Below are 17874 nucleotides of genomic sequence, written 5' to 3' on the forward strand. Positions count from 1 at the left end.
ATGAGTTACCGGGAACTGGTCGCCGAACTGCCACGCGAGCACGCGGAGGAACTGTCCGACGCGCTGCTCGGGTTGGGCGCGCTGTCCGTATCGGTCGAAGATGCGGACGCCGACACGCCCGACGAGCAGCCGCTTTTCGGCGAGCCCGGTCTCACGCCTGAGCGCACCGCCTGGCAGCGCTCGCGCGTGATCGCGCTGCTCGCGACGGAACACGAACCGGCGGTGCTGCTCGCGGCGGCCTCGAACGAAATCGGTCTGGACGAAGCACCGCCCTTCACCGTGCGTGAAGTCGAGGAACAGGACTGGGTGCGGCTCACGCAGTCGCAGTTCGATCCGATTCCGATTGGTGAGCGCATCTGGGTCGTGCCGTCGTGGCACGACGCGCCCGATCCCAACGCACTCGTGCTGGAACTCGATCCGGGTCTCGCCTTCGGCACCGGCAGCCACCCTACCACGCGTCTTTGCATGGAATGGCTGGAGCAGTCTGTGAAGCCGGGGCAGTCGGTGCTCGACTACGGCTGCGGCTCCGGCATTCTTGCGATCCTTGCGAAAAAATGCGGCGCCGACCCGGTGTACGGCATCGACATCGACCCGCAAGCGGTCGAGTCGGCGCGTCACAACAGCGAACGCAACCGCGCCGAGGTCACCTACGGCCTCCCCGACGAGTGCCCCGCCGGCCAGTTCGAGATCGTGGTCGCCAATATCCTGTCCAATCCGCTCAAGCTGATGGCGTCGATGCTGTCGTCGAAGGTCAAGCCTGGTGGCCGCATCGCATTGTCCGGCATCCTGGCCCGCCAAGCCGACGAGGTCGCGCAGGTGTACGCGCGCTGGATCGACATTGGCGTATGGCGCGAACACGAAGGCTGGGTATGCTTAACGGGAACACGCCGCGAAAGCCATTAGAATAAGGCGTATTGTCCAACCAACGGCCTCCTGGCTATCCGGCTCAATATGCTTCTGGCGACGCGCTGCCCCTTCTGCGAAACCGTCTTCCGCCTGCAACCGGCGCAGCTCGCGCTGCGCCGCGGGCTCGTGCGTTGTGGGCAGTGTCACGAAGTGTTCGACGCCTCCAGCAGCCTCTACGACATCAGCGAGGGCGGCGATTTTGCGAGCGCGAGACACGTCTCTGCAACTGCCGCCGTCGAGGCCCTTTCCGGCACGCGGCCCGGCGCCGCGGACTTCAGCCCCGCCGCGTGGGACCCGTGGGCGCCGCGGCCCACGCCGCTCTTCGAAGAACGCTTCCGGCATAACGTGGAGAGTGTCTCGGCGCAACCGCGCTACACGGGCGCCGGCGTCCCCACCGCTTCGGGCCACGCGGCAACGGAACCGGAGTGGTCCGCCGGCGCCCCCAAGCCTATCGGACCGGCGGACCATGAGCCCGTGCTTGCCGATGCGCCGCTCGAACCTTTCGCTTATGACGACGAGCCGGTACGCGAGCCGATAAATGAGGCGATAAATGAGGCCACAAGCGAGCCGACAAACCCGACGATGGAGCAGCCGACAAGAGAGGCGCCCGCCGACGAGGCACCGCGGGTGTGGCACAAGACCGGGCGCGCTGCCGGCGCGCCGGCTGACGAACCGGTCTTCAATCAATCAGCAGGTTTCCACGGCTTTCCGGACAACGAACCGCATTTCGGCACGACCGGCGTAGGCGCCGCCGGCCTCGGCACCACGCATCCACATCCGCATTTCGACGATGACGATCTGCGCGGACCAGCCCGGGCTGCGGCCACGCCGGTCGGCGAGCCGTTCTCGGTGAATCCGGTCAACGACGACGTCGATCCGTTTCCCGTGGTGCGCGAAACGCGCCCGGCCGAGCCGCGCCGTCTCGCATGGATCATAGGGGGATCGGTGGCGGCGGGGCTGCTCGTCATCGCCCTGCTTGCGCAGCTTGCGTGGTGGCAGCGCGAAACGGTGCTTGTCTATTTGCCGGCCACCCAGGTGCTGTATGCGAAGGCGTGCGCGCAACTCGGCTGCCAGCTCACGGCGCCGCACGACATAGACGGTCTGCAGGTCGAGCCGTCCGATCTGCGCCAGGTCGACGGGCCGCACAAGCTCGAATTGCGTATGCCGCTGCGCAACCGCTTCAACGTGGCGCTGGCCTATCCTGCAATCGAACTCACGCTGCTCGATGACCAGAACAACATTGCGCTGCGCCGCGTGCTCTTTCCGCAAGACTATGTTCCGCCCGGCACGCCGATCGCGGCCGGCCTGCCGCCGCACATGACACAAACCATGATCGTGCGCCTCGACACAGGCAACGCGGTCGCCTCGAATTTCCGCGTACAGATTTTCTATCCGTAACGCATCCCTGCGCGCCCGGCTCGAACCGGGCGCGTTCACCGTCATCACTGACGAACCTTCGGAGCACAACAACATGAGTCAAGTCACGCTGGGTGGTAACCCGATCGAAGTAGCCGGTACGTTCCCGTCGGTCGGCCAGACCGCGCCTGCCTTCTCGCTGGTCGGCAAGGACCTGAAGCCGTTGTCGCTCGCCGATTTCGCCGGCAAGCGCAAGGTGCTGAACATCGTGCCGAGCCTCGACACGCCGACTTGCGCGACCTCCACCCGCAAGTTCAACGAAGCCGCGGCCAAGCTCACCAACACGTCGGTGATCGTGGTGTCGGGCGACCTGCCGTTCGCCGCGTCGCGCTTCTGCACGACCGAGGGCATCGAGAACGTTGTGACCGCCTCGACCTTCCGCGGCCATGAGTTCGCGCAGGCATACGGTGTCGACGTGACGAGCGGGCCGCTAACGGGTCTGACGGCGCGTGCCGTTGTGGTGATCGACGAGAACGACAAAGTCGTTCACGCGGAACTGGTCGGCGAAATCAAGAACGAACCGAACTACGACGCAGCACTTGCCGCGCTGAAGTAAAACCCAAGCGTACGAAGACTCCGGCGCCGCGCTTCACGCGCGGCGCTGTCGCATCTTCCGTCCGATTTCTCCATAGTTTTTTACAGGAACGCTCGCCTTGTCTACGCTGATTTGCGGCTCGCTCGCCTACGACAACATCATGACCTTCGAAGGCCGGTTCCGGGAGCACATCCTGCCGGAGCAGGTCCACATCCTGAACGTCAGCTTTCTCGTGCCGACCATGCGCCGCGAGTTCGGCGGCTGCGCGGGCAACATCGCCTACTCGCTGAATCTGCTCGGCGGCGACGCGCGCATCATGGGCACGCTCGGCGAGGTCGACGCACAGCTCTACATGGACCGGTTCCGGCAACTCGGGCTGTCGACGGAAAACGTGCTGATCGTGCCAGGCACCTACTCGGCGCAGGCCATGATCACCACCGATCTCGAGAACAATCAGATCACCGCGTTCCATCCGGGGGCGATGATGCAGTCGCACCTGAACCGCGCGGACGAAGCGAAGGGCATCACGCTCGGCATCGTCGCGCCCGACGGCTACGACGGCATGGTGCAGCATTCGGAGCACCTGGCGGCGGCGGGCGTGCCGTTCATCTTCGATCCGGGCCAGGGTCTGCCGCTCTTCGACGGTGCTGCATTGCGGCGCATGATTGAACTTGCGACTTACGTAGCTGTCAACGATTACGAAGCCAAGCTAGTTAGCAACAAGACCGGTTGGTCGATCGAAGAGATCGCCGGCAAGGTCGAAGCGCTCATCGTGACACTCGGCGCACACGGTGCGCAGATTCATCACGCAGGCGGCGTCGAAGAAATTCTGGCCGTCAAGGCGCAGCAGGTGCTTGATCCAACAGGTTGCGGCGACGCATTTCGCGGCGGCCTGCTGTACGGCATCGAAAAGAAGCTCGGCTGGGCGACCACCGGCCGTCTTGCGAGCCTGATGGGTGCGCTGAAGATCGAGCATCAGGGCCCGCAGAACTACGCGCCCACCCGGGCGCAGATCAACGAACGGTTCAAGCAGGCGTTCGGGTACGACCTGCCGTAATAACGGAAGCTATTGGAGTTAGGGAATGAGAACAACGAGTCGCCTGGTAGTGGCCGCCTTGATTGCCGGTTCGCTGGCCATGTCGGGGTGTGCGTATAACAGCAGCTCTGCGGACGTCTACACGGCGTCGCAGGCGCAGCGCGAGGAAACGGTCCGCATGGGCACCGTCGACAGTGTGCGCGCGGTGAAGATCAGCTCGAACAACGGTCAGCCGAGCGGCCTCGGCGCGATCGGCGGCGGCGCGCTCGGCGCGGTGGCCGGCAGTGCGATCGGCGGCGGGCGCGGCTCGATTGTCACCGGCATCATCGGCGGCCTGGCGGGCGCGGTGGCGGGCAACTCGGTGGAGAACAGCGTCGCCGTTCGCGACGGTCTCGAAATCACAGTGCGACTCGACAACGGCGACATCCGCGCGATCACCCAGAGCTCCACCGGCGAGATTTTCCGCGCCGGCGAGCGTGTGCGGCTTCTGTCCAGCGGCGGCGTGACGCGCGTCACGCACTAGTTTTCCCCTCTCGAGCGGCCAGCTTGACGCGGCCGCATCGACCTCACACGCATGCCCTCCCCTGTGCATGCGTTTTTTTTCGCCCCGAGTTTAGCAGAGGACGCCAAGCTGCACGGTTGGCATCGGACTCTCGACGCGCAGCGCCCGCGGCTCACGCTTTCTTCGGGCGAAAAAAATCCCGTTGCCGAAGGACGGTAACGGGATCATGACCGGGTAGCGCTCGCGAGACTACGTCAAGCGCTACCCGATCGTGGCGCATCGAACGACGCGCCGAAGTACTTCTACTGCCTGCGTCCTGTTACGGACGGCTGCCCGTCGGGAACGGCCATGCCGCTGCCGGGTTCAGCGCGGTCTTCACCGTTGCCGCCGGTGCGCTCGAAACAGACGTCGCAGCGGGTGCAGGCGCAGCTTTCTTGGCGACAGCCTTCTTCGCCGGGGCAGCCTTCTTCGCAGGTGCGGCAGCCTTCTTCGCAGGAGCAGCCTTCTTGGCAGGCGCAGCCTTTTTAGCGGCAGCCTTCTTCGCAGGGGCAGCCTTCTTGGCAGCAGCCTTCTTCGCAGGCGCGGCTTTCTTCGCAGCAGCCTTCTTCGCAGGCGCGGCCTTCTTCGCTGCGGCCTTCTTCGCGGGCGCTGCCTTCTTCGCAGTCGCCTTCTTGGCCGGTGCAGCCTTCTTCGCTGCTGCCTTCTTGGCCGGCGCTGCCTTCTTCGCTGCTACCTTCTTGGCCGGAGCTGCCTTCTTCGCTGCAGTCTTCTTGGCCGGTGCAGCCTTCTTCGCTGCTACCTTCTTCGCCGGAGCTGCCTTCTTCGCTGCGACCTTCTTAGCCGGCGCTGCCTTCTTCGCTGCTACTTTCTTTGCCGGTGCGGCCTTCTTCGCCGGAGCTGCCTTCTTTGCTGCGACCTTCTTCGCTGCAGGCTTCTTAGCGGCGGCTTTCTTTGCAGTTGCCATCATTTTCTCCTTCAGGTTTTCAGATGAGAGTCAGTTCAAACTACACCCTTCGTCAAAACCCGCTTCCCGCGGACGCTTCTCAGGGCGCGCGCTACGAAGCGGGCTATTCATCGGCGTACGCAGGTGCTGCGCGCTTACGCTAATGAATGCGGTAAGGCGCGCCGTGCCCGAAGGCACCGCGCGCCAAATGTCATCGGCGTTGGGTCGCAACGCCGGCAATTGCTTGATCGAGCCGACGGCGATCACGCCGACGGCTTTTTCCGGGGGGAAGTTTGCCCATCCCACTGAAGGGTTCGCAAAGTGCCAGTCATGTTTGTGGGCCGCGAAGGCACGCGGCGCACCGGGCACGCTTTGCATCAGGCGGTTCAGCTCCTAAACATAATTGCCGCAGCCTTTAGGCCGACGGCATCCCCATCGATGAATGCATCTGCGACTCGAACCCGGATCACTCCCAGGTCAACGCGCCGCCAGTCTGATATTCGATCACACGCGTCTCGAAGAAGTTGCGCTCCTTCTTCAGGTCGATCATCTCGCTCATCCACGGGAACGGGTTTTCCTCGTTCGGGTACAGCGGATCGAGACCGATCTGCTGGCAACGGCGGTTGCAGATGAAGCGCAGATAGCTCTTGAACATCGACGCATTGAGGCCGAGCACCCCGCGCGGCATCGTGTCTTCTGCGTAGCGATATTCGAGCTCGACCGCCTGCTGGAAGATCTCGCGGATTTCCGCACGGAACTCAGCCGTCCAGAGTTGCGGGTTTTCGAGTTTGATCTGGTTGATCAGGTCGATGCCGAAGTTGCAGTGCATCGACTCGTCGCGCAGGATGTATTGGTACTGTTCCGCCGCGCCGGTCATCTTGTTCTGGCGACCCAGCGCCAGGATTTGCGTAAAGCCGACGTAGAAGAACAGGCCTTCCATCACACAGGCGAAGACGATCAGCGAGCGCAGCAGCGTCTGGTCGGTTTCCAGCGTGCCGGTCTTGAAGCCCGGATCGGTCAGCACATTGATGTACGGAATCAGGAATTCGTCTTTCGCGCGGATCGAGGGAACCTCGTGATACGCGTTGAAGATTTCCCCTTCGTCCAGACCCAGCGATTCGACGATGTACTGGTAAGCGTGCGTGTGGATCGCCTCTTCGAACGCCTGGCGCAGCAGGAACTGGCGGCATTCGGGCGCCGTGATGTGGCGGTAGGTGCCCAGCACGATGTTGTTGGCGGCGAGGGAGTCAGCCGTGACAAAGAAGCCCAGGTTGCGCTTGACGATGCGGCGCTCGTCTTCGGTCAGCCCGTTCGGGTCTTTCCAGAGGGCGATGTCGCGCGACATGTTCACTTCTTGCGGCATCCAGTGGTTGGCGCAACCAGCCAGATATTTTTCCCAAGCCCACTTGTATTTGAACGGCACCAACTGATTGACGTCGGTCTGGCCGTTGATGATGCGCTTGTCGGCGACATTGACCCGAGCCTCGGAAACGGCAGCCGTTCCAGCAGCGCGAGCAATTGGAGCAACGGGAGCGACAGCGATGTCGTTCGCGAAGATGTCTTGAGCCGAGGGAGCATGAGGAGCGGAACGCGTTCCGACTTGCGAACCGACAGCCGGTCCCGCAGCGTTGCGCAACACGTTCGGTTGCGTAGCGCTCGAGGGAGTTACGGCAGTGATCTCGTCATCCCAGTTGAGCATAAATGTCACCATCAATTTAGAACGGTTTGTACCATCTTTTCACGAGCGATAAAAGAGTCCGCTCACGAAAAATCCTGTTTTCGATTCGCGTTGCTACGTTCATACAACACTTTGTTCAACGATGTGTGTGCATCGCCTCATGTGAGGCGTGTTGAACGTGTGCCGTCGAGGTACTTCGCGAACTCGAAGAGCAACGTGTTCAAGCATCGTTTCGCTGCTCTATCTATCTGTGTTGCGCAGTGCGTGTGCTGTCTACTGAACCTGCTGCCGGTTGCGAACTTGCTGCGCGTGCCGGTTCGTCCGCACGAGTGAGATGAAGTTCAACGCAACGTCGGGTCATGCATGTAACCGGCTGCCTTGCTCGCCCGCTTGCCGCGAGCGCGATGGCGTGTTGCTGAAGCGTGCACAAGCGTTGCGAAACATTGCCTGGGCGGCGGGTCTTGCAATCCGCTGTCGTCTCGCGCGTTGCGCGAAGTGCCGACCTGCTGCTTCGCTACTTCACTTCTCCGACGCTGAGCGGTGCGGCTTCTCACTTCATCATCGCGCTTGCCGCGCCGCTCGTCGGGATAGTTCTGCTTCATCTTCGCGAGGTCCGTTGTCGCTGCATGAGGGTGATTACCTAGGACCCTTTAGCAAACAACGAACCCGCGTTCTGCTCGCCGCTTATTGGCAAGCCTCGCACTCGTCGAAGCCAGGGTCGCCAGGACGCATCATGCAGACAGGACCGTCGGCTTCGGGCGCGGCTTCCACTGCAACCGCCGGCACTGCTGCCGCCGATGCCTGCAGACCGCCCGCACCGCCGCTCATGCCGAAGCCGCCTGCCGCGCCGCCGTTGATTCCACCCGCGCCACCGGCACCTTCGCCGCCGCCCGAGCTCACCGCGTTGAGCGCGCCGTGAGCGACCGTCGACTTCTCGACGTGCGTCGCTGCCATCGTGCGCAGGTAGTACGTGGTTTTCAGACCGCGCACCCATGCGAGCTTGTAGATCTCGTCGAGCTTCTTGCCCGACGCGCCGGCCATGTAGATGTTCAACGACTGCGCCTGGTCGATCCACTTCTGGCGGCGCGACGCCGCTTCGACCAGCCACTTCGGATCGACTTCGAACGCCGTCGCGTAGATCGCGCGCAGGTCGGCCGGAATGCGGTCGATGCGCGAGAGCGTGCCGTCGAAGTACTTCAGGTCCGCGACCATCACTTCGTCCCACAGGCCGCGTGCCTTCAGGTCGCGCACCAGGTAGTCGTTGACCACCGTGAACTCGCCCGACAGGTTCGACTTCACGTACAGGTTCTGGAACGTCGGCTCGATGCAAGCCGACACGCCGATGATGTTCGAGATGGTCGCCGTCGGTGCGATCGCGATGCAGTTCGAGTTGCGCATGCCGTAGGTGGCGATGCGCTCGCGCAGTTCCGTCCAGTCCATCGACTCGCTCGAATCGACTTCGACATAGCCGCCGCGCGCTTCGGCGAGCAGCTTGACCGAGTCTTGCGGAAGAATGCCGCGATCCCACAGCGAGCCGCGGTAGCTCGAGTACCGGCCGCGCTCTTGCGCCAGTTCCGTCGACGCGTAGTAAGCGTAGTAGCAGACCGCTTCCATCGACGTGTCGGCGAACTTCACCGCTTCTTCCGACGCGTACGGCGTGCGCAGCAGATGCAGGCAGTCCTGGAAGCCCATGATGCCCATGCCGACCGGGCGGTGCTTCAGGTTCGAGTTACGTGCCTTGGCCACCGCGTAGTAGTTGATGTCGATCACGTTGTCGAGCATGCGCATCGCAACGCTGACCGTGCGCTTGAGCTTGTCGTGGTCGAGTGCGAGCGTGCCGTCGGCCTGTTCTTTCAGATGCGCGACCAGGTTCACCGAGCCCAGGTTGCAGACGGCGATTTCGGCGTCGCTGGTGTTCAGCGTGATTTCCGTGCACAGATTCGACGAGTGCACGACGCCCACGTGCTGTTGCGGCGAGCGCACATTGCACGGGTCCTTGAACGTGATCCACGGGTGACCCGTTTCGAACAGCATGCCGAGCATCTTGCGCCACAGTTGCGCCGCCGGGATCTTCTTGAACAGCTTGATTTCGCCGCGCGCGACCTTGTCTTCGTAAGCCGTGTAAGCCGCTTCGAACTCAGCGCCGAACTTGTCGTGCAGGTCCGGGCAGGTGGACGGCGAGAACAGCGTCCAGTCGCCGCCTTCCATCACGCGCTTCATGAACAGGTCGGGAATCCAGTTCGCCGTGTTCATGTCGTGCGTACGGCGACGGTCGTCGCCGGTGTTCTTGCGCAGCTCGAGGAATTCTTCGATGTCGAGGTGCCACGTTTCCAGGTACGCACACACCGCGCCCTTGCGCTTGCCGCCCTGGTTCACGGCCACCGCCGTGTCGTTGACCACCTTCAGGAACGGCACGACGCCTTGCGACTTGCCATTGGTGCCCTTGATGTGCGAGCCGAGTGCCCGCACGCGCGTCCAGTCGTTGCCGAGGCCGCCGGCAAACTTCGAGAGCAGCGCGTTTTCTTTCAACGCTTCGTAGATGCCGTCGAGGTCGTCGTCGACCGTCGTCAGATAACACGACGACAGTTGCGAGCGGCGCGTGCCCGAGTTGAACAACGTCGGCGTGGACGACATGAAGTCGAAGCTCGACAGCACGTTGTAAAACTCGATGGCGCGCGCTTCACGGTCGATCTCGTTCAACGACAGACCCATCGCGACACGCATAAAGAATGCCTGGGGCATTTCAATGCGCACGCCGTCGTGATGCAGGAAGTAGCGGTCGTACAGCGTTTGCAGACCGAGGTAGCCGAATTGCAGGTCGCGGTTGTTGTCGAGCGCGGCGCCCAGACGCTTCAGGTCGAACTGCAGCAGCTTGTCGTCGAGCAGTTCGGCCTGCACGCCGCGCTTGATGAACTGCGGGAAGTACTCGGCATAGCGCTCGCCCATTTCGGCTTGCGTGACTTCTTCTTCGAGAATCTCCCGGCGGATGGTGTGCAACAGGATGCGCGCGGTGACCTGGCTGTACGCCGGGTCTTTTTCGATCATCGTGCGGGCAGCGAGAATGGCCGAGTCGTAGACCTGGCTCATCGGCACGCCGTCGTACAGGTTCTTCACCGTTTCGGCGACGATCGGCTCGGCGCTCACGGCGTCGCCCAGGTTCGCGCAGGCCGATTCAATGATGCCGCGCAGCGCAGCCATGTCGAGCGGACGGGTCACGCCGTTGTCGGTCACGCTCAGGCCCGGCGTGCTGCCGGCTGCCTGCTCGTCGTGAGCGCGCGCCTGCGTGCGCTTCTCGCGATACAGCACGTAGGCACGCGCGACGTTGTGCTCGCCACCGCGCATCAGCGCGAGTTCGACCTGGTCCTGAATGTCTTCGATATGGAACGTGCCGCCGTTCGGACGGCTGCGCAGCAGCGCGCGCACCACGTTCTGCGTGAGTTGCTCGACCAGTTCCCGCACACGCGCCGACGCCGCGCCCTGACCACCGTTGACGGCGAGAAATGCCTTGGTGACCGCAATGGCGATCTTCGACGGCTCGAACGACACGACGCTGCCATTACGGCGGATCACCTTGTAGTCGGCGTACGTCGCTTGCGGCGCGAGCGCTTGATTGCCTTGCGCCTGGCCGAAGGTCTGGCCAGTCGGTGATCCCTCATACCGGGTCGTCACGTTGTCGGTGGTTTGCATGTGCAAAGCTCCTGGTCCTGGAAATGTTGCGGCGAGTGCCGCGGATTAGAACGAACGCTGCGCCGCCGCGTGCGCAAGCGATGAGGTGCAGGAAAAAGACCGGCCAGTGCGGCTGGCGGGATGCGACTGCGATGAAGCCTGATTCGAATTCGTAACGGTCTTCTTCGATGTCGCGATCACTCTCAACCCCTTTCCTGATGCTTTGTGGTTGCCGCCGGTTGGTCTGGACCGGCGGCGCCGCAGGAATTTTTCGCTGCCTGGAATGCTTGCGGCGCCATGCTCTGAAGCGGGGCGCCGCAGACTGGCCACTCAGGTTATGCACCGGGTTATGCACACGGTTGCTCACCCGGTTATTCACACAGTTATGCACAGGAGACACAATATCTAGTGCGTAACTGAATTTGTGGCACCAAGTATAGTGGAGTTTCAAGACAGATCAAATCGTTTTATTTGCTGCCGATGTCTTGACTTTTGCCTCGCGCGACGCGAAGCCGCCTCCCCGGAAAACGAGGCTGTGCCTCGTTGTCCTCGCAGCACGCGAGTGCGCGCGAAGGGCCGTTACGGCGTTTCAGAAAACTTGAGATAGGGGAAATACCGATCCGCGAGCGATGTGTCGCGTTGCAGGCGCGTCCACTCGAAGTGGGGGCCTGGGTCGGTCTTGCGGCCGGGCGCAATGTCGGAGTGGCCGGCGAGCGCTTCGATCGGATAACGCGCCGTGAGTGCGCGCACGAGCGCGCCCAACGTGCGGTATTGCGCCGCCTCGAACGCGGTGGTGTCGCTGCCTTCCAGCTCGATGCCGATCGAGAAGTCATTGCAGCGCTCGCGACCGAAGAAGTTCGACGGCCCCGCGTGCCACGCGCGCTCGTTGCACGACACGAACTGCTCGAGCGCGCCGTCGCGATGAATCACGACGTGCGCCGACACGCGCACGCCGCGCAGATGCGCGTCGTAGTAAGGGTGCGCGTCGCAATCGAGTGTATTGAGAAAGAGTTCGGCGATCGCCGTGCCGCCGAATTCGTTGGGCGGCAAGCTGATGTTGTGCACCACGATCAGCGTGGGCACCATGCCTTGCGGTCGCGCCTCGAAGTTCGGCGACGGCAGCTTGCGTGCCTGTGCGACCCAACCGTCTGCGTCGACGGTGAATTCGCCGCTCATCGGGCGTCGCGGCCCGTCGGTCGCGCGCCGTGCCGCTGCGCATGCGCGGCGCTGCAAAAAGCCTGTCCGGCAACGATCACCGAATCGCCCTTCGGCGCATGCACGCCGCACTCGACGCAACGGATCATCGGCTCGGCAAGTTGCGGCGCACCGGTCGCACGCGCGGCGCCATTGGCATTGGCGGCGCCCCTGCGCGCACCACCCGTTCCGGTGCGTGGCGCGCTGTGCGCGTCATGACGGCGCAGCGCCTTTACGAGCCACTGCCCGACAACGAACAGCACGATCAGCAAAAAGATTTGTCGCATGGAACACGCTCACACTACAGCACGGTGCAACAGCACCTCGAATACGAAACGGCTGCCCACATACGCCAGCAGCAACGCGACGAACGACGCCAGCACCCAGCGCAACGCGGCACGACCGCGCCAGCCGGAGATCTTGCGCGCCGTCAGGAGCGCGCCGAACATCACCCACGAAAGAATCGCGAACACAGTCTTGTGATCCAGGTTCAGCGCGCGGTCGACCAGTTGCTCGCTAAACAGGATGCCGGACACGAGCGTAAGCGTGAGCAGCACGAAGCCTGCGCCGATCAGCCGGAACAGCAGCTTTTCGAGCGTGAGCAGCGGCGGCAGCGTGTCGAGCCAGCTGGAGAGCCAGCCGTTGCCGGCTGCGGCGGCATGCCGCTCGCCGACGCCGCCGCGCATTGCATGAAGCCGGCGCTCGACGAGTAGCATCAGGACCGCGTGCAGCGCCGCAATGGCGAAGAGGCCGTACGCGATGTTGGCAATCAGGAAGTGCAGCTTGAACATGGGCGCGGCCGAATACGGCAGCACGCGCACGCCATTGAACGCGAGCGGCAAAAGCGAAGCGACGCAGGCGAGCGGCAGCACGAGGAGCCGCAGCCCGTCGAGCGGAAAGAAGAAGCTCTCTATCCAGTAGATGCCGGCGCCGAGCCAGAACATGGCCGACAGCGCGAAGGCGAAGCCAAACACCATCGCATTCTGCGGAAAGATCGTGGTGTGCAGCAGCACGCCGTGCGCGAGCAGCGCGACGAACAGCAACGCACGGCCCGACGAGCTCATACCGGACGCCGCAGCGCCGGCCAGGCCGGGGCGCGCCTGCCCTGCCGGTACGGCGGTGGCCGGCAGCGGCGAGACGCCTTCCAGCAGGGGACGCGATCCGGCGTGCCGGTGCGAGCGCCAGCCGGCCACGGCGAGTCCGCCGTAGAGGAGCGCAGTGAGGGCATACAGTACAATATCCATATTCGAAGTTTACACTAGGCCCCTGCTGCGCGACGTCTTCCGCTTCGCACCCGCCCGGGCCGCACCGTTCATCGCTCCCCATGCTCGACAATCTGACTCAACGGATGGCGCGCGTCGTCAAGACGCTGCGCGGCGAAGCCCGGCTCACTGAGGCGAACACCCAGGAAATGCTGCGCGAAGTGCGTCTCGCGCTGCTCGAAGCAGACGTGGCGCTGCCCGTCGTGCGCGAGTTCATCGCGAAGGTCAAGGAAAAGGCGCTCGGCGAAGAAGTGCTGAGCAGCCTGTCGCCGGGTCAGGCGCTCGTCGGCGTGGTGCAGCGCGAGCTGACCGCGGTGATCGGCGGCGACTACGAAGGCAAGGCCTCCGAGCTCGACCTCGCCGTCACGCCGCCGGCCGTCATCCTGATGGCGGGTCTGCAAGGCGCAGGTAAAACGACCACGGTCGGCAAGCTCGCCAAGCTGTTGCGCGAGAAGTACAAGAAGAAGGTGCTCACGGTTTCGTGCGACGTCTACCGCCCCGCCGCTATCGCGCAGCTGAAGACGGTAACCGAGCAGGTCGGTGCGGACTTCTTCCCGTCGGAGCCGGATCAGAAGCCGGTGGACATTGCGCGCGCCGCGGTGGATTGGGCCAAGCGCCACTATCACGACGTGCTGCTCGTCGACACGGCCGGCCGTCTCGGTATCGACGAAGCGATGATGCAGGAGATCGCCGCGCTGCACAGCACGCTGAAGCCGGCGGAAACTCTCTTCGTCGTCGATGCGATGCTCGGCCAGGACGCGGTGAATACCGCCAAGGCATTCAGCGACGCGCTGCCGCTCACCGGTGTCGTGCTCACCAAGCTCGACGGCGACTCGCGCGGCGGCGCGGCGCTTTCCGTGCGCCATGTCACGGGTAAGCCGATCAAGTTCGTCGGCGTCGCAGAAAAGCTCGACGGGCTGGAAGTGTTTTATCCGGACCGTATGGCGAACCGGATTCTCGGCATGGGCGACATTCTCGCCCTCGTCGAAGAAGCGCAGCGCGGCGTTGACGTCCAGGCCGCGCAAAAGCTCGCCGACAAGGTCAAGAAGGGCGGCGACTTCGACCTCAACGATTTCCGCGCGCAGCTCACGCAAATGAAGGGCATGGGTGGCCTTTCGTCGCTGATGGACAAGTTGCCCGCGCAGTTCCAGCAAGCCGCTGCCGGCGCCGACATGAGCCAGGCCGAAAAGCAGATGCGCCGCATGGAAGGCATCATCAACTCCATGACGCCGCTCGAGCGCGCCAAGCCCGATCTCATCAAGGCGACGCGCAAACGCCGCATCGCCGCGGGCGCGGGCGTGCAGGTGCAGGAAGTCAACCGCATGCTGAATCAGTACGACCAGATGCGCACCATGATGAAGAAGCTGAAGGGCGGCAATCTGCAAAAGATGATGCGCGGCATGAAGGGCATGTTGCCCGGCATGCGCTAAGCTTGACGAAGATGGTGGCGTGGGTTGCGACACGACCTGCCCCGCCATCCTGAAAGGGGACTTCCTCCGGGGCGTTCTCACTCACACTATGTATACAGTTACCGCCCGTCAGACGTCATGAACCGCGAAGAAGCTCTCCACATTTTTAGCCACTCCGAAGAAATCGTGTCGGCAGGCGAGGTCAATGCGTCGATCAGCGGCATGGCTGCCGCGATTCGCGCCGAAATGAGCGAGGAGTTCCCGCTCGTGCTCTCCGTAATGGGCGGCGCGGCGGTGTTCACCGGCATGCTGCTGCCGCACCTCGACTTCCCGCTCGAGTTCGACTACATCCACCTGACCCGCTACCGCAACACCACCAAGGGCGGCAACGAAATGCAATGGCGCGTGGCGCCCGCGGAGTCGGTGAAGGATCGTGTGGTGCTGGTGCTCGACGACATTCTCGACGAAGGCGAAACGATGGCCGCGATTCGCGACCGCATTCTCGCGATGGGCGCAAAGCGCTTTCTGAGCGCGGTGCTGTGCGAGAAGATCATTCCGAAGGCGAAGCCGCTGCGCCCCGACTTCTGCGGCTTCGAGGTCCCCGACCGCTATGTGTTCGGCTGCGGCATGGACGCGAAAGGTTACTGGCGCAACCTGCCGACCATTCGTGCGCTGACTGAAGGCGCTTGAGTGTTTCGCTTGTGCGCTTCGGCTCCGTTGTAGCCCATAGTTAGTAGATGGAGAAAAAAAGCGGCCCAGCGGGCCGCTTTTTCATTGCATGGCGAAACAGCGCAGCGCCGGCTTCACAGTTGATGCACGAACGCGCGAATGCCGCCCAGCATCATCTCCACCGAGATCGCCACCAGCACGAGTCCCATCAGCCGCTCGAACGCCGTCATGGTGCGCTCGCCGAGCCATGCCTGAATGCGCTCGGCCATCATCAGCACGACGGCGCACACGATCATGGTGACGGTCAGCGCGCCGATCCACTCGAACATCTTGCCGGGCGCCTGCGACGTCAGCAGCATCACGGTGGCGAGCGCCGACGGCCCCGCCAACGCTGGAATGGCGAGCGGTACGATCAACGGCTCGCCGCCGCGCGTGTCGCCGCCAAACGGGCCGTCCGGATGGGGAAACACCATGCGCAGCGCAATCAGAAACAGCACGATGCCACCGCCGATGCGCAACGACTGGTCGGTGAGACTCATCATGCGCAAGAACGCGTCGCCGACCACCATGAACAGCAGCAGGAGCCCAAAGGCGATTGCGACCTCGCGCAGAATCACGGCGGTGCGCCGCTCGGGCGACACACCGCGCAGACAGCTGACGAAGAGCGGAATGTTGCCGAGCGGGTCGGTGATGAGAATGAGCAGGACAGTCGCGGACAGGAAGGTGTACTCCACTGTCCGCACCGCTTAGCGCGTGAGCGCCGCGCGCACCTTCGCGATTACCGCTTGCGCGGCTTCGTCGACCGGCAGCAAGGTCGCCTCGGCGTCGCGGCGGCCCTGATATTCGAGCTTGCCTTCCTTGAGGCCCCGGTCGCCGATCACCAGACGATGCGGCACGCCGATCAGTTCCCAGTCCGCGAACATTACGCCCGGACGCTCGCCACGATCGTCCAGAATCACGTCGATGCCCGCGTCCACCAGTTGCGTGTACAGCTTGTCGGCCTGCTCGCGCACGGCCTCGCTGCGGTCATAGCCCATCGGGCACAGCACGACTTCGAACGGCGCAATGGATTCCGGCCAGATGATGCCCTTCTCGTCGAAATTCTGTTCGATCGCAGCGCCCAGAATACGCGTAATGCCAACGCCGTAGCAGCCCATTTCCATGGGCTGCGGCTTGCCGTTCTCGTCGAGGCAAGTGGCGTTCATCGCTTCGGAATATTTGGTGCCGAGCTGGAACACATGGCCCACTTCAATGCCGCGGCAGATGTCGAGCACGCCCTTGCCGTCCGGTGAAGGATCGCCCTTCTTCACGTTGCGGATGTCCGCAACGACCGGTTCCGGCAGATCGCGGCCCCAGTTGACGCCGGTGGTGTGGTAGTCCACTTCGTTCGAGCCGACCACGAAGTCGCTCATGTTCGCGACCGTGCGGTCCGCGACGACCTTGACCGGCTTCTTCGTGTTGAGCGGCCCGAGATAACCCGGCGGCGTGCCAAAGGTTTCGACGATTTCAGCTTCGGTCGCCATGCGGAAGTCGGCGAGGCCGGGCAGCTTGCTTGCCTTGATCTCGTTCAGGTCGTGATCGCCGCGCAGCATCAACAGCCAGATGGTCGGTTCGGCGCCTTCGTTTTCAGTAGCCAGCACGATCGACTTGATGGTTCGCTCGAGCGGAATGTTCAGCAGCTCGGCGACGGCCTCGCATTTTGCCTTGCCCGGCGTCGGCGTCTTTTTCAGTTCCTCGGCCGGGGCGGCGCGTTCGGCGTAGAGCGGCAGCGCCTCGGCCGCTTCCACGTTGGCGGCAAAGTCGGAGGTCGGGCAATAGGCGATGGCGTCTTCGCCCGTATCGGCGATGACGTGAAATTCATGCGAGCCGCTGCCGCCGATCGACCCGTTGTCTGCCGCCACTGCGCGAAAATCGAGACCGAGACGCGTGAAGATGCGCACGTACGCGTCGTACATCTTGCGATACGACTCGCGCAGGCCTGCCGCGTCCTTGTCGAACGAGTACGCGTCTTTCATGATGAACTCGCGGCCGCGCATGACGCCGAAACGCGGGCGGATTTCGTCGCGGAATTTGGTCTGGATCTGATAGAAGTTCACCGGCAACTGGCGGTAGCTCTTGATCTGGCCACGCGCGATGTCCGTCACCACTTCTTCGTGCGTCGGTCCGATCACGAAATCGGACTGCTTGCGGTCCTTGAAGCGCAGCAATTCCGGCCCGTATTTCTCCCAGCGGCCCGATTCCTGCCACAACTCCGCCGGCTGCACCGCCGGCATGAGCAACTCGATCGCGCCTGCCCGGTTCATTTCCTCGCGCACGATGGCTTCCACTTTGCGGATCGAGCGCAGGCCGATCGGCAGATAGTTATAGATGCCGCCGGCGACACGGCGGATCATGCCGGCGCGCACCATGAGCTTGTGGCTGACGATCTCGGCGTCTGCCGGAGCTTCTTTCAGAGTGCCGATAAAGAAACGGGAAGCTTTCATTCAGATTTTCCAAAAGCGGCGGCCCCGGAGGGACCGCCCGAAAAGGGTGAAAACGGGAAATCGACACGGCCTGGGCGCCCGAACCCGGCCGTGCGGCGCAGCCACTGGCGCCGCACCACACCGCGCCAAACCACACCACGCGCCGGGTGCGCCTGGGCGGCCGCGCAACGCCTTC

Annotated in this window: 16 protein-coding genes; 7 read left to right on the forward strand and 9 right to left on the reverse strand. The window is 63.4% G+C overall.

Going from position 1 to position 17874, the window contains the following annotated elements; all coding sequences use genetic code 11:
- The 5 genes from prmA (at position 1) to F757_RS0121530 (ending at position 4416) form a co-directional block, all read left to right on the forward strand.
- A complete protein-coding gene (prmA, locus tag F757_RS0121510; protein WP_027213203.1) occupies positions 1-903 on the forward strand; it encodes a 50S ribosomal protein L11 methyltransferase in 903 nt (300 codons plus the stop codon).
- Positions 904-951: 48 nt separating this feature from the next.
- On the forward strand, positions 952-2304 hold the full coding sequence (locus tag F757_RS0121515; RefSeq protein WP_027213204.1) for a zinc-ribbon and DUF3426 domain-containing protein: 1353 nt from the start codon (positions 952-954) through the stop codon (positions 2302-2304).
- Between the two features lie 73 nt (positions 2305-2377).
- Entirely contained in the window at positions 2378-2878 is a 501-nt protein-coding gene (tpx, locus tag F757_RS0121520) for a thiol peroxidase (protein WP_027213205.1), read from the forward strand.
- A 97-nt stretch (positions 2879-2975) separates the two neighbouring features.
- Positions 2976-3914, forward strand: a complete 939-nt coding sequence (locus F757_RS0121525; RefSeq protein ID WP_027213206.1) for a carbohydrate kinase family protein — start codon at positions 2976-2978, stop codon at positions 3912-3914.
- Between the two features lie 25 nt (positions 3915-3939).
- Positions 3940-4416, forward strand: coding sequence for a glycine zipper 2TM domain-containing protein (locus F757_RS0121530; RefSeq protein ID WP_025602222.1), 477 nt, complete (start codon positions 3940-3942; stop codon positions 4414-4416).
- Between the two features lie 298 nt (positions 4417-4714).
- Here F757_RS0121530 and F757_RS0121535 read toward each other — a convergent pair whose 3' ends face one another.
- The 7 genes from F757_RS0121535 to F757_RS0121570 all read right to left on the reverse strand — a co-directional run bounded on the left by F757_RS0121535 (position 4715) and on the right by F757_RS0121570 (position 13120).
- A complete protein-coding gene (locus F757_RS0121535) occupies positions 4715-5359 on the reverse strand; it encodes a histone H1-like DNA-binding protein (protein ID WP_013340543.1) in 645 nt (214 codons plus the stop codon).
- A gap of 30 nt (positions 5360-5389) precedes the next feature.
- Complete coding sequence (locus tag F757_RS0121540; RefSeq protein WP_027213207.1) at positions 5390-5716, reverse strand: hypothetical protein; 327 nt, start codon at positions 5714-5716, stop codon at positions 5390-5392.
- Between the two features lie 88 nt (positions 5717-5804).
- Positions 5805-7037: a ribonucleotide-diphosphate reductase subunit beta gene (locus F757_RS0121545; protein ID WP_027213208.1), complete on the reverse strand. Its 1233-nt coding sequence runs from the start codon at positions 7035-7037 to the stop codon at positions 5805-5807.
- Between the two features lie 663 nt (positions 7038-7700).
- Complete coding sequence (locus F757_RS0121555; RefSeq protein WP_027213210.1) at positions 7701-10703, reverse strand: ribonucleoside-diphosphate reductase subunit alpha; 3003 nt, start codon at positions 10701-10703, stop codon at positions 7701-7703.
- 558 nt (positions 10704-11261) lie between these two features.
- The gene (gene ampD, locus F757_RS0121560; RefSeq protein ID WP_027213211.1) at positions 11262-11858 is read right to left on the reverse strand and encodes a 1,6-anhydro-N-acetylmuramyl-L-alanine amidase AmpD; all 597 of its coding nucleotides are present in this window, start codon (positions 11856-11858) and stop codon (positions 11262-11264) included.
- Positions 11855-12163 carry a PP0621 family protein gene (locus F757_RS0121565; RefSeq protein ID WP_027213212.1) on the reverse strand — a complete coding sequence of 103 codons (309 nt, stop codon included), beginning with the start codon at positions 12161-12163 and terminating at the stop codon, positions 11855-11857. The genes ampD and F757_RS0121565 overlap by 4 nt, the downstream gene beginning before the upstream one ends.
- A gap of 9 nt (positions 12164-12172) precedes the next feature.
- Positions 12173-13120 carry a cytochrome C assembly family protein gene (locus F757_RS0121570; RefSeq protein ID WP_027213213.1) on the reverse strand — a complete coding sequence of 316 codons (948 nt, stop codon included), beginning with the start codon at positions 13118-13120 and terminating at the stop codon, positions 12173-12175.
- Positions 13121-13200: 80 nt separating this feature from the next.
- Between F757_RS0121570 and ffh the strand changes: the two genes are divergently transcribed.
- Both ffh and F757_RS0121580 read left to right on the forward strand, forming a co-directional pair.
- The gene (ffh, locus tag F757_RS0121575; RefSeq protein ID WP_027213214.1) at positions 13201-14568 is read left to right on the forward strand and encodes a signal recognition particle protein; all 1368 of its coding nucleotides are present in this window, start codon (positions 13201-13203) and stop codon (positions 14566-14568) included.
- 117 nt (positions 14569-14685) lie between these two features.
- Positions 14686-15237 (forward strand): hypoxanthine-guanine phosphoribosyltransferase, encoded by a 552-nt coding sequence (locus tag F757_RS0121580; protein WP_027213215.1) that lies wholly within the window; start codon positions 14686-14688, stop codon positions 15235-15237.
- A gap of 113 nt (positions 15238-15350) precedes the next feature.
- Here the strand turns inward: F757_RS0121580 and F757_RS0121585 are convergent, their stop codons facing one another.
- Both F757_RS0121585 and F757_RS0121590 read right to left on the reverse strand, forming a co-directional pair.
- On the reverse strand, positions 15351-15950 hold the full coding sequence (locus tag F757_RS0121585; RefSeq protein ID WP_027213216.1) for a MarC family protein: 600 nt from the start codon (positions 15948-15950) through the stop codon (positions 15351-15353).
- A gap of 12 nt (positions 15951-15962) precedes the next feature.
- Positions 15963-17699, reverse strand: coding sequence for a proline--tRNA ligase (locus tag F757_RS0121590; RefSeq protein ID WP_027213217.1), 1737 nt, complete (start codon positions 17697-17699; stop codon positions 15963-15965).
- Positions 17700-17874: the final 175 nt, after the last annotated feature.

It is taken from the genome of Burkholderia sp. WSM2232 (assembly GCF_000472545.1).
Lineage (GTDB): Bacteria > Pseudomonadota > Gammaproteobacteria > Burkholderiales > Burkholderiaceae > Paraburkholderia.